Source organism: Paenibacillus sp. OAE614 (genome assembly GCF_040546645.1).
Classification (GTDB): domain Bacteria; phylum Bacillota; class Bacilli; order Paenibacillales; family Paenibacillaceae; genus Paenibacillus_AQ; species Paenibacillus_AQ favisporus.
Genome location: NZ_JBEPOD010000001.1, coordinates 7,203,226 through 7,216,068, shown reverse-complemented (window position 1 = coordinate 7,216,068; position 12,843 = coordinate 7,203,226). Strand labels below are relative to the sequence as shown.

Annotated in this window: 11 protein-coding genes; 2 read left to right on the top strand and 9 right to left on the bottom strand. The window is 55.5% G+C overall.

Annotated elements, in window-relative coordinates; translation table 11 throughout:
- Positions 1 to 26 precede the first annotated feature (26 nt).
- From cydC to ABIE48_RS32985, 8 genes are all read right to left on the bottom strand, one after another.
- Complete coding sequence (cydC, locus tag ABIE48_RS33020; RefSeq protein WP_192716760.1) at positions 27 to 1,796, bottom strand: thiol reductant ABC exporter subunit CydC; 1,770 nt, start codon at positions 1,794 to 1,796, stop codon at positions 27 to 29.
- The gene (locus ABIE48_RS33015; protein WP_192716761.1) at positions 1,793 to 3,655 is read right to left on the bottom strand and encodes an ABC transporter ATP-binding protein/permease; all 1,863 of its coding nucleotides are present in this window, start codon (positions 3,653 to 3,655) and stop codon (positions 1,793 to 1,795) included. The genes cydC and ABIE48_RS33015 overlap by 4 nt, the downstream gene beginning before the upstream one ends.
- A 5-nt stretch (positions 3,656 to 3,660) precedes the next feature.
- Positions 3,661 to 4,680, bottom strand: coding sequence for a cytochrome d ubiquinol oxidase subunit II (gene cydB / locus ABIE48_RS33010; RefSeq protein WP_192716762.1), 1,020 nt, complete (start codon positions 4,678 to 4,680; stop codon positions 3,661 to 3,663).
- Positions 4,664 to 6,076 (bottom strand): cytochrome ubiquinol oxidase subunit I, encoded by a 1,413-nt coding sequence (locus ABIE48_RS33005; protein WP_192716763.1) that lies wholly within the window; start codon positions 6,074 to 6,076, stop codon positions 4,664 to 4,666. The genes cydB and ABIE48_RS33005 overlap by 17 nt, the downstream gene beginning before the upstream one ends.
- Positions 6,077 to 6,362: 286 nt before the next feature.
- Positions 6,363 to 6,845 (bottom strand): hypothetical protein, encoded by a 483-nt coding sequence (locus ABIE48_RS33000; RefSeq protein WP_116233394.1) that lies wholly within the window; start codon positions 6,843 to 6,845, stop codon positions 6,363 to 6,365.
- A 280-nt stretch (positions 6,846 to 7,125) separates the two neighbouring features.
- A complete protein-coding gene (locus tag ABIE48_RS32995) occupies positions 7,126 to 7,428 on the bottom strand; it encodes a hypothetical protein (RefSeq protein ID WP_076171949.1) in 303 nt (100 codons plus the stop codon).
- A 90-nt stretch (positions 7,429 to 7,518) separates the two neighbouring features.
- Entirely contained in the window at positions 7,519 to 9,153 is a 1,635-nt protein-coding gene (locus tag ABIE48_RS32990; protein WP_192716764.1) for a hypothetical protein, read from the bottom strand.
- The gene (locus ABIE48_RS32985) at positions 9,150 to 9,947 is read right to left on the bottom strand and encodes an ABC transporter ATP-binding protein (protein ID WP_145027907.1); all 798 of its coding nucleotides are present in this window, start codon (positions 9,945 to 9,947) and stop codon (positions 9,150 to 9,152) included. Before ABIE48_RS32985 ends, ABIE48_RS32990 begins: the two co-directional genes overlap by 4 nt.
- 190 nt (positions 9,948 to 10,137) lie before the next feature.
- Here ABIE48_RS32985 and ABIE48_RS32980 point away from each other — a divergent pair, with 190 nt between their 5' ends.
- The gene (locus ABIE48_RS32980) at positions 10,138 to 10,566 is read left to right on the top strand and encodes a DUF2500 domain-containing protein (protein ID WP_483312703.1); all 429 of its coding nucleotides are present in this window, start codon (positions 10,138 to 10,140) and stop codon (positions 10,564 to 10,566) included.
- A gap of 173 nt (positions 10,567 to 10,739) precedes the next feature.
- Here ABIE48_RS32980 and ABIE48_RS32975 read toward each other — a convergent pair whose 3' ends face one another.
- Entirely contained in the window at positions 10,740 to 11,489 is a 750-nt protein-coding gene (locus ABIE48_RS32975) for a YheC/YheD family protein (protein ID WP_192716765.1), read from the bottom strand.
- 237 nt (positions 11,490 to 11,726) lie between these two features.
- Between ABIE48_RS32975 and ABIE48_RS32970 the strand changes: the two genes are divergently transcribed.
- Positions 11,727 to 12,812, top strand: a complete 1,086-nt coding sequence (locus ABIE48_RS32970; protein WP_105445523.1) for a glycosyltransferase family 4 protein — start codon at positions 11,727 to 11,729, stop codon at positions 12,810 to 12,812.
- Positions 12,813 to 12,843 lie beyond the last annotated feature (31 nt).

The window sequence follows — 12,843 nt, the reverse complement described above, 5'->3', positions numbered from 1 at the left end:
GCTAATTGATCAATGCCAGCCCCCCATTAATTGGCCTTGGTCAGCAGCGCCTCCGGCCGATCCAGCTGGTACAAGCTGCGGTAGCGGGGCTCGTTATCCATCAGCTCGGCATGGCTGCCGCGCATCACGATGTTTCCGTCTTCCATAAATACGATTTCATCCATGTGCTCCGCTCCGGCCAAATGATGAGTCACCCAGATCAGCGACTTCCCCTGAAGCGAATCGAGCATGATCCGGATCAGCTCATTCTCCGTTCGGGGGTCCAGGCCAACCGTCGGTTCGTCCAGTAGGACCACCGGGTTGTTCCGCAGCCAAATCCGGGCCAAAGCGATTCGCTGGCGCTCGCCTCCGGAGAACCGCTGACCGGTCTCGTGCATCCGGGTATGGTAGCGGTCAGGCAGCGATTCAATCAGCCGGTCAAGCTTCACCTGCCGGGCGGCCCGCACGATATCCTCCTCGCCGGCGTCCTGGCTGCCAAGCCGGATATTGTTGGCCACGCTCGTATCGAACAAATGCGGATTCTGGTTCAGCACGGAAACGATATGGGGCATATGCTCCCCGATCGCCGCGGCCGGAACGCCGTTCAGCGTGACCTCGCCTTCGCTAGGGGTAAGCGCCCCTTCCAGCAGCTTAAGCAGGGTCGATTTGCCCGCACCGCTGCGGCCGATGATGGCGACCTTTTTGCCCTGCGGAATATCGAGGGATATGTCCCGAAGTGTCCAGGACGAATCGCCTTCATAGCGAAAGCCGGCGCGTTCCACCCGAATATGAACGGCGCCGCCGGCCATCGCCGCGGCTTGATCCCCGCTCACCCGTCCATTTCCGTATCCATTCACGTTAGACTCATCCCCTTCCAAATCCGAGAGACGCCGCAGGGAATCCCGGTAGCGGGGAAGATGCTCCACGGCTTCCGATACCGGGAGCAGGGCATCCGTCACCGGGAACACGACCAGCACAAAGGCCGCGATCAGCACGGCAGGCAGCTTCCCGTCCGCATGCATCCCTGCCGCCCAGACCAGCACCGTCAGCAGGATCAGGCCGACAACGCACTGGGCAGCCAGCTGTCTGAAGCGTACCCAGGCGCGGAGCTTCGCATCCGTTCGGGCGGATTCCCCGGCCTTCGCCTCGTATGCCGCCAGAAACTGGGCCTCCCGGCCGCTGATCACCCAGTCGCCCATACCCAGCACGGCATCGGTCAGCTGCCGGTACATGCCGGCTTTCTGCGTTTTGGACAGCTTCGTTAGGGCCTTGGTGATCATCAGGGATAGCCACGGCAGAATGCCGACAAGGATGAACATATACAGCGCCAGGACCAGGGCAAAGCGAAGATCCCAGCGGCCCACCGCCGCTGCGGCTGCCGCGTACATGACCAGCGCCGACGCTCCGGGAAACACGGTGCGCAAATACACATCCTGCAGATGCTCGATGTCGGCGGACAACACGCCCAATACGTCTCCGGCGCGAAACCGCGACTGGATCCAGAGCGCCTGCGGCTCCAGGATCCGGTACAGCCGCTCGCGCATGGAGGAAACGATTCGAAGGACCGTATCATGGCCTGCCAGCCGCTCGGCATAGAACAAGACGGCCCGCCCGATGCCGAACGTACGGACGAGCACGATCGGCACATATACCATTAGAATGTTGTCCGGGCGCAGCGCCGATTTGGAGATCAGCAGTCCGGAGGTGAGCATCAGTCCTGCCGCGAACAGCAGCGCGATACTGCCAAGCCCGATAATCAGCAGGCAGCGTCCCCAGTGGGCCCGGATGTACGGTAATATCCATCCTTCTTTTCTCACCTTACTCCCTCCATTTGCGATCGAATCAAAGCGTCATACGCCCCGCCCTTGCCGAGCAGACCCGAATGGGTGCCCTCCTCGACGATTCTGCCCTGGTCCATCACCAATACACGGTCCATATCGGGCATCCAGTGCAGGCGGTGGGTGGCCAGAAAAACAAGCTTGCCCCGGAACAGGCGCAGCATCGTTTGCTTCAGTTCATACTCGGTTTCAATATCGAGATGGGCCGTCGGCTCATCCAGCAAAATAATCGGCCGGTCGCTCAGAAAGGCTCTGGCGAGCGCCACGCGCTGCGCCTGCCCGCCGCTCAGCTGGCGTCCGCCCTCGCCGATCGGCTCATCTAGGCCTCCCGGCAGGCTGCGGACCAGCCCGGCAAGGCCGGCTGCTTCCACAGCCTGCAGCGCTTCCTCCCGGGACGCCTCCGGCGAGTAGAACCGGATGTTGTCCAGCAGGGAGCAGCTGAACAGATACGGATGCTGCGGGATATAGGTGATCTGGCTGCGCCACGCTTCACCAGCCAGCGAACCGACCGGCGTCCCGTTCAGGCAAATCTCGCCGGCATCGGGTTCCAGGAACCCGCCCAGCACGTCGATCAGCGTGGATTTGCCCGCGCCGCTGGCGCCGATGATGCCGATGGTCGGCATGCCCTGAACCTCAAAGGACGCGTCATCCAGGGAACGAGGGCTCTGAGGGCTCTGCCCCTGCCCTTGCTCCTGCCCGGCCCCATCTATACGGCCATCTGCAGGCTGGTCAGCTCCAGCCTCCCGTCCGCGTTCCGCACCATCCGTCTCCGGTGCTGAACCGTACGCCTCAGCCTGGTGCTGCACGTTCACCCCCGACAGCTTCAGCCGGCTGAACGGCGACCAGCGCCAATCGGCGCCCGGACCCGGCGCTCCGTCGGAATCAGCCGACTCTCCCTCCGGCCGGTCCAGGATGGACTGCATCACGGCACCCGCCTCTTTGCCGTCCTGCGTCGCATGGAAATCCGTACCGACCTGCCGGACGGGCAGGAAATATTCCGGCGCCAGGATCAGCACCGTCAGCGCGGTGACCAGCTCAAGCTGGCCGTTCACAAGCCGCAGGCCAAGGCCGACGGCGACGACGGCCACCGACAGCATCGTGAAGAAATCGAGCGCGAACGAGGACAGGAAGGCGACGCGCAGCGTACGCATCGTCGCCGTCCGGTAGCGGTCGCTCACCCTGGCTACCGATGCGCTGTGCTCCCGGCTCTGCCCCAGCAGCTTCAGCGTCTCCAGGCCGCGCAGCGAATCGACGAAGTGGTTGGACAGTACCCGGAAAGTGTCCATCTGCTTCTCAGCCTGCTTGCGCGCCGCCAGCCCGATAAGGATCATGAAGGCGATCAGGATCGGCATGGAGACCAGCAGAATTACGCCGGAAGTGATGTCGCGCAAAAAGACGTAGGCCAGAATCAGCCAAGGAATGATGGACATGCCTGCCATCCGGGGTAGCATCAGCTCCAGGTATTTGCGGAACTTCTCCGTCCCTTCGAGCGCCAGCGTGACCAGATGGCCCGTGCCTTCGGTTCGCGCAAACCGCGGGCCGAGCCGGAACAGCTTGCGCAGCACCCGCCCCCGGACATCGGCCGCGGTGCGGTCCGCAAACGCGCTGCCGATTTTCTGCTGCAGCAGTCCGAGCCCGTGCCGGAGCAGGTAGGCACCAAGGAACATCGCGATCCTGCCGGTCTGCCCGGATAGCGGCGCCCCGGCGAACAGGGCCGATACGGCTTCGGCCAGCCCCTTGGCCATCATCAGGATGGAGACGCCTTGCAGAACCGTCAGGAGCAGCATGACGGCGAAAACGGGCTTTATCCCTTTGTAACCCAGCAGCTGCTTATCCATCGTGCTCAGTACTCCAGATGGCTCTGCTCGTGAACCCGTTTATGAAAGACGAAATAGCTCCAGATCTGATAGCCAAGCACGAACGGCAGCAGGGATAAAGCCACGATCGTCATGACTTTCAGGGAATACGGACCCGATGCGGCGTTGGTCAGCGTCAGGTTGAACGCCTGATCGATCGAGCTGATCATGACGTTCGGGAACAGTCCGGCAAAGAAGAAGGCAATCGTCAGCGCAATGACGGCGCCCGTCATGCCGAATGCCCAGCCGTCACGGCGCTTGGCGATGAAGACGGCGGCCAGCACGTAAGCGGCGACGATCACCACGCCCATGACGGTCAGCAGGAAGGCACGGTCCTCAAAAATGTCCGTTTCGAAATAGGTCATGGCCCCAAACGCCGCGATCAGTACCGCCAGCGGTGCAAGCAGCACTTCCGCCAAGCGGCGGGCCCGCACCTGCAGGTCGCCGGTGACCCGAAGCGTCGTAAACATCAGTCCGTGCACGAGGCAGAGCACTACCATGGTGAGCCCGCCGACCACGGAATACAGGTTGACGATGTCGCCGAAGAATCCAGCTTTCATCTCCATCGCCTGGTCTATCGGCAGCCCCCGGATCAGGTCGGCGAAGACGACGCCGAGCAGCAGCGGCGGCAGCAGACTGCCGATGAAGATGACGACATCCCACGTTTTTTTCCAAGCAGCGGTCTGCACCTTGCCGCGGAATTCAAAAGCCACCCCGCGCCCGATCAGGGCGAGCAGCAGGAGCACCAGCGGTGTGTAAAAACCGCTGAACAGCGTCGCGTACCAGTTCGGGAATGCGGCGAACATCGCGCCGCCTGCCGTCAGCAGCCATACCTCGTTGGCATCCCAGAAGGGGCCGATCGAATTGATCAGCACCCGGCGCTCGGTATCGTTTTTGGCCAGAATGCCCGTGGACATCCCGACCCCGAAGTCAAAACCCTCCAGAAAGAAAAACCCGATAAACAGGACAGCTACAAGGACAAACCACAGCTCATTGAGAGACAGCATGCGGAACTCCCTCCTTATCAAATGGATCGGCCGACTCATTCGAGTGAGCAGCGTTGTCGGCGTATGGTCCTTTCTTAATGACGCGGACGAACAGATACACCATGACCACCGCCAGAATGGCGTAAATGGCCGTAAAAGCAATAATGGAGAACAATACCTGGCCGGCCGTGACGCTCGGCGACACCCCGTCGGCGGTCGTCATCAGCCCGAATACGGTCCAAGGCTGGCGCCCAATCTCCGTCATGATCCAGCCCGACGTATTGGCGATAAACGGCAGTGAAATGGCAAACAGCATCAGGCGCATAAACCAGGTGTTACGGTTGTCGAGCTTTTTGCGTGCCGCAAGATAGGCGCCGTACAAGCTGAGCACAATGAGCAGCGAGCCGCTGGCCACCATGATGCGGAAGCTCCAGAAGGTCGTGCGCACCGGAGGAATGTAATCCCCTGGGCCGTACTGCTGTTCATACTGGGACTGCAGCTCCTTCATCCCCGTCACTTCGCCGGAAAACTTGCTGTAAGACAAGAAGCTTAGCAGGTAGGGAATTTGAAATTCCCCGGTATTGGTCTGATTTTTCGTATCGATAAATGCGGTGACCGTCCACGGCGCGGGATCGCTGCTCGTTTCCCAGAGCGCTTCGGTCGCAGCCATTTTCATCGGCTGGGTCTTCACCAAATATTGCGCCTGCTGGTGGCCCACCAGTGCCACGCCGATCGAGGACACAAGCCCGATGATCACCGCGATGGCAAAAGATTTTTTGAAAAAGGCGGTATCCTGCTTCTTCAGCAGCTTGTAGGCGCTAACCCCGGTAACCAGAAAGGCCCCTGTCATAAAAGCCGCCAGAATCGTGTGCGGGAACTCCAGCAGCAGCTGGCCGTTCGTAATCAAAGCTAGAAAGTCGTTCATCTCCGCACGGCCGTTGTTGATCGTAAAACCGACCGGACGCTGCATAAAGGAGTTGGCCGCCAAAATCCAGAACGCCGACATCACCGTGCCGAACGCGACCAGCCAGATGCAGATCATGTGGACCTTTTTGGACAAGCGCTCCCATCCGAAAATCCACAGGCCGATAAACGTCGATTCGAGGAAAAACGCAAGCAACGCTTCGATCGCCAGCGGCGCCCCGAAGACGTCACCTACAAAGCGGGAGTATGCCGACCAGTTCATGCCGAACTGGAACTCCTGCAAAATCCCTGTCACCACGCCGACGGCGAAGTTGATCAGGAACAGCTTCCCCCAAAATTTAGCCATTCGTTTGTACTCTTCCTTGCCTTTGACGACATACATCGATTCCATGATCGCGATCGTGAACACCAGCCCAATGGACAGCGGCACGAAAAAAAAGTGAAAAATCGTCGTCGCGGCAAACTGGATACGTGACAGCATAACTACATCCATCGTCTCTTCCCTCTTTCCTGTCGTTATTCTTAAAACCCGCCTAACAGGTTCCGATAACTTGGCTTCATCGTTTCTTCCTGTATCATGGCAGACTTTGAATCCGAATATTGTGATTTATGTCACAATGCCAAGCCCAAATCGTTGATTTTGTGAAATTAGTCACAAAATATTAAAAAATGAGGCCCTTCAAGCACAAAAAAGACGCCCGCACCTTTCGGCGCAGCCGTCCAATTCCTTCAGTTCCTCTATATTTGTTGCCTGCTTCAGGCTCGTTCGTGAAATCATGCTAGTCCCGTGCCACATAGTATTTATTGGTCATGTACCAGGCATCGCCCTTATCGGTCGGCACTCTGCCCTTCTTCTTGTCCAAAAATACGATTTCCTTGCACTTGGAACAATACCATTTGGTCGTGTAGTATTGGGAAAAGGTCGTGTAAGTCGTACCGCATTTGCAATCGACTTTGAAGTACACCCGATTTTCTTCGTACGCCTTCGAGAGCTGATCCGTGTTGTCGGGCTCCGAAGAAGATACTACGGGCTTGATCAGTTCAGCGTAATTGGAGAACCGATTATGCACTTTAAAATCGGCGACCAGCTCCGGATTCAGGCCGAAAAACTCCTTACCGATCGCTGTGATGAATTTCGCATCTGTGCGATAGCACTCGATCCATTCCTGAATCTGCTTATTGGATAAAGGTACAGTTCCTTTAATGCCGCTATTCAAGGTGTAGGTCATGATGCTCAAATTCTCATTGTCTTCATAGAACATTAATTCGGAAACCTCCTTATGATTTCAATTAATAATGTACTACTTCTGAGGGACAGAATCAAAGTGAGAAATAGTGCCAAGTGCCGGAAATATAAAAAAGCCCCCTTTCGGGGGCCTTCCAAAGCGGGAAACCCGCAGCTGCCGGATGTAGAGCGCTTTAATGCGACATGCGTGCGGCTTCATTTTTTGTATGAAATTACGACAAAAGGATAACATTTACCAGCCATTTTGTCGAAATCCGCCTCGTGTAAACGGTTGTTAGCCGCAGAAACAAGTCCGATTATAGACGACGGTATGGGCCGGGATACGGACCATGTGGATAGTGTGGATGCGGAACATGATGGTGACGGCCGTCCGCCAGCACAATCACCAACAGATCAAACAGTACGAGCGGCAGAATGAAAGGAAAAAACGAGATATGCGCCTTTCCGGGACTGCTCGAGACCGAGGAAACCTTCAGGTATACCTTGGAACTGCTGACCTTGACGATCTTACCGTAGAACGTGCTTCCGTACTTCGTCTTGATCTTTACCCGGCGGTTCATATACTTCTTGGCTGCCGAATAATGCTTGGATGTCGTCATGCGTCTCACCCCCTTCTCCCCAGCTTATTCCAGCTGAGGCGAAGGGAGCCGGGGCGGAAGGCTATTTCCTGAGCCGGTTGGAGCGGAGCCTTAAAGGTTACGGAAGGCCAGTTTCCATGCGGCAATATTGCCGATCAAGGCCACAGCCATCAGCACATATACTCCGTAAGTCGAGAAACGGAGTGCAAAATGAAGCCCTGCCATGGCCCCCAATATTAAAAAAAGAAGGAGCATCAGGCCGGCCCTTCCGGATTGCGTTCCTGCCTGAGCGGGTTCGGTAAACGGCATCTCCAAACCCATCAGCCGGAAGCTGATCACGGTATACAGCAGGGTCATAATGAGTATGACCAGCAGATCCGGCAGAATTCTGACGCCGAAAATCACCGTAAAGATCATGCTCTCCACAACGAAAATCGGCAAAATAAGCTGAGCAATGCATGCTTTAAGCGTACCTTTATAGACAGGCTCATGATTACGCAGCGGTACCGTACTGAAAATCCACGCCCCTTTCGGCGTGCTGGTGTACTGCAGCATCATGACGGCGCTGGGGATCATCAGGGCACAGAAATACATAAACAAATAAGAGTTGCCTGAACGGATATCCTCCCAGCCTCTGCCCGAACCGAAAGTATTAAACACAAAAATAAAAGGAATGATGAGCGAGAGTCCCAGCGATGGGTATACCTTCAATTTATAATCCCGCTCCTTCCGGATCATGCCGAGCGCAAAGCGGAAAAACACCTGCTCTTCCCGGCTTCTGCAGATCCAGCGCCCCAGAACATCCGGCCACCGTCCGCCCCTTCCCTTCTTGCGGGCAGTCTGGGTGGACAGTTTCCGCAAATTGGCTTCAAACGAAGGGATCATCCGAACATAAATCCATACGGCCAGGAGCGGCAGGAGGACCGACAATAGGCTGAAAACGATGATCGCCTCTCCCCTATGTCCACCGAACAACCATTCAAACGGAGCCGCAAACCAGACCGGGAACAGAAATACATGCCACCAATGGGCCTCATACCCGATCTGCAAATCCACCACATTGAACACTCTGGCGATGAGCTGATAACCAACCGCCATTACCATCGTGAGGCCGATTTGCGCATAATTGATGATGTCCTTCAGCTTTTCACCGTCGAAGAAGCGGAGGACAAGCCAGTACAACAATGCCGTTATCGCTACGATCAGCAGATCCATCAGCACGATCTCCAGCACAAATATCAAGAAAAATACAATGCCGTGTCGGAACAGGGCGGCAGCAAGCGGTGCGGCCGTAATCGAGCCTGTAATAAAAAACAAATAAATCATGTTATGAATGGCCTTGGCCATATTGATCGTCTTAGCGTTCACCGGTTTGGAACCCAAAACGGTATGGTCCCGAACATCCAGCAATACGGAGGAGAAGTCGGAAATCAGCGACGTCGTGATCATAAACATCAAGATACCGAATACGATGCTCATCTGAAAAATAAGGTTGTGACCCATGACCACGAATGGGGTCATGACCACCCCCATCACGGCATAGATCCACAGCGACTTAAGAAACTGGTTCGACAGCTCATCAGGATCAGCAGATCGGGAAGTTTTACCGATGAGTGTCGGCGCCCGGCGGCCATCCATCATGAGTTTGACCTGTAGTATACGGCGCATCTGCACATAATCCATCCCTGCCTTTTCGAAAAGACCCTTGCAGCGGTCCAGCACAATCAGCGTTTTGAAATCATTCATCGCTGTACCTCTTTTACAATGGACACAATTCGGGCTGCCGTATCTTTATGCTCATGATACCCGGTCAGCTCTGTAAAAATTTCTTCCAGTGTTCCTTCATGCAGCTGTTCCTGCAGCTGCTCGAAGCTGCCGTCGGCGACAACGTTCCCTTCATTCAGCAAAACGATCCGGCTGCTGATCTTCTCCACAACCTCCATAATATGCGAGGAATAAAAGATCGTTTTGCCTTCGGCTGCTAGGCTCGCCAGCATCTCCTTCACCACCATAACGCTGTTTGCATCCAGTCCGCTGAGCGGCTCATCCAAAAAAAGAATGTCAGGATTATGCAGGAGGCTTGAGATTAACAGTACCTTCTGGCGCATGCCTTTACTTAAAGAGGAGATCCGATTATAATACACCTCTTCCAAGCCAAACTGCTCCATCAGCCGCTGCGCCTTGTGATCGGCAAGCCGCCGCTCAAGACCGTACAGCTCGCCAACGAACGTCAGATATTCCTGGGCGGTCAAGCTATCGTACATCTCGGCGATCTCCGGAACATAGCCGATCTTAGCCTTATACCCTACCTCTCCGTCCGAAATATCCTTGCCGAAGATGCGAACCCGGCCGCTGTAACCTTTGACCAGTCCCAGCATGATTTTGACCGTCGTACTTTTTCCCGCGCCGTTCGGGCCGATATATCCGATGATTTGCCCTTCATACACATCCAGGTTGATGCCCTTCAGAACCTGCTTTCCCCCATAGTTCATTTCGAGTCCTTGGATGGAGATGATCGGCTCATGGTTCGATTCTGGCATAGCAGCTCCCCCTATCATCTTATTTTCCAAATACTAGCATAGCAGATATAGAGATGGAAGCGGACCATGAATCATACAATCGCCGTATTTTTTGCCGATATGCGACAACTTTCCTTCATTTTACGCGTTCTACACAATGTCCGGTTGAATGCACACCAAACCGGCATCATGAAAGGAGAATGACATTATGGTGACTCCCGGGCCACCACCCTTTGGCGGAGGAGGCTTTGACTTCTTCGATTTTATGTTTAGAATTTTCCCCTTTGTTTTCGGCATCGTGTTCATCATCATCGTTGCCAGCTTCATTATGAATGGTGCCCGTTATGTAAAAAATGCCCGTACGCCTCGATCATCCGTGTACGCTCGCGTCATTTCCAAACGGATGGACATCCGCCATCACAGCGGCAGCCATCATGATAACGGCAGCGGCTTTGCCAATTCCAGCGGCTCCTCCAGAACGTACTACTACATTACCCTGGAATTTGATAACGGGGAGCGGAAGGAATACCTGGACGTGAAGCATCTGTACGGCTTGGTTGCCGAAGGAGATGAGGGGTATGCCGCGGTCCAGGGCGATTGGATCGTCGGTTTTGAACGGGAGGTTGGGCAAACACCCTAGAACAGTAAAAGCAGCCTTGACCGCGGGTTCAATCGCAGGACAAAGGCTGCATTTTTAACATTCGGGGAAGCCGTCAATGATAAGTGCCTCATTATACAAAAAAAGAAGGCCGGCGCTTCGCCAAGCCCTTCCCCGCATATAGTGCTTATGAACGGCATCCGATAGATGCCTGCTTACTTCCAAGCCTGTCTGAACTTCATCACTTTACGATACATGGATTTGTCCTTCAGCTGGTTAAAAATGTACGGATCGGGCTTCGTATTCACTTCAATGATCCACGGCGTCCATGTCCGGTCAAAGCCGATGTCCAGGCCGATGTGCCGGAAACCGGGGTACTTTTTGTGCAAATGCTTTGCGGTAGTCACCCCGAGCTTGTTCAGGGATTGGATGACTTTAGCCGTCTCTTTCTCATTTAAATGGGCTCCAAGCAGCGTTTTGACATCCATCGGCGTGCCCCCGCTGTGATAATTGGTCACGATTTTGCCTTCGCGGGCGACTCTTCCGATCAAACCGGTCGCCTCCCAATCTCCTCCAGGACGCCGCTGCACCATCACCCGGATATCAAAACGACGCTTACGATTCTTTACGAGATGAATCCCTTTTTGAATCAGGTAGCTTCGCTTCCCGGTCAGCTTCTGCAGCGATTGATAGAACGGATCATAGCTGTCGAAGGTCTTTTTTACCGTCTCCACCTGATACGTATAATCTCCGTTCTCCAGCTGTTCCGCCCGAATCACCCCTTTGCCGTGGGTGCCGTTTTCCGGTTTGACATAGACCATACGGTACGACTTCAGCATCTCCTTCAGGTCGGTTTTGCTGATTTTACGGGTATCGAGCATAAACGGCCGGACTTCCTTGCTGCCAAGCAGCACTTTCGTTTTAATCAACTTGCTGACGACTGCCGTGCGGTTCTTCTCCCCCATCCACTGATCTCTCCTGTCCTGTCTTCAAAATTGATTGTAACGCGCTTGCAAAACCTGTTTATTGTATGCAAGGCACGGCGGACTGGACAGGACATTCATCCCGCAAGCAGAACAATAGATTCCGTTTCTGGGCTGGCATCCCGTACTCCCTTATGGGGGCACGCATAAATAATAGAAGGATCAATTGAAGCAGCAGGTGCGGGGATCAGCATCTTTGCTGTAAGGGAGGAAAGCGGCTTGAACATACTGATTGTAGCCCCCGAACGGCTCCCTGTTCCCGGCAGCGGCTCGGTGGAAATCTGCATTTTATCCATCGCCAGGCAGCTTGCCAAGAAGCATGCGGTAACCGTCTTAAGCAGAGCCTCCGCGGGATTGCCTCTGGAGAGCACGGATGAGGGGGTTCGTATTGTCAGGGTCCGTTCCGGCAGCTCCAAAGTCTACCTCGCTTCGGTGCTTCGATTCATTCATGGGAAAACTTACGACGTCATCCAGGTGGATAACCGTCCCCACTATATGGCCGCTATTCAGCGGGCTGTTCCCCAGTCCAAAGTAACCCTGTTTCTACATTCGCTCACTTTCGTGCCTTCGACACGGCTCGTTGCCGCGAGCCTGAAGCATGCATGGTGGATTGTCGCCAACAGCGCTTCGCTAAAGCAAAAGCTGTCCGTACGGTTTCCCTCGCAAGCGCACAAAATACGTACGGTCGAGCTTGGCGTCGACACCGACCGGTTCCGTCCGCCAACCGATTTTGAGCGGGCGCAGGCCCGCAGCCGGTATGGAATCGGGGATGTCTTCACCGTGCTGTTCACTGGACGGATCATCCCGAGAAAAGGAGTGCCCGTTCTGCTGAAAGCCGCGCAAATCGCAAGCAAACAAGTCCCACTGCATCTTGTGATTGCAGGCCGGAGCAAGGAGGGATACATCCGGAAGCTGAAAGCCGAGGCCGCCAAGCTGAGGGTAGCGGTCACCTGGACCGGCAACAAAAACCACAGCGAAATTCACAGCATCTACCGGATGGCCGACTGCTTTGTCTGTCCCTCCCAGCGGCACGAAGCCTTCGGCCTCGTGAACGTCGAGGCCATGGCATCCGGGCTTCCGGTCATCGCCTCGCAGATCGGCGGCATTCCCGAAATTATTAAGCACGGGGTAAATGGTTACCTGGTGGATGACTACTGGCGTCCGGAAGGTTTTGCGGAATATCTGGTCACACTGGCCCAAAGCAAAGAGCTGCGGCGCAGCCTGGGCGGCAGCGGACGCAGCATGGTACTTCAGTCTTTCACATGGGGCCGGACCGCCGAAAAGCTCGCGGCGCTGTACTCCTAAAGGGTGCCCCTCTGGCTGCTGAAGACAAATG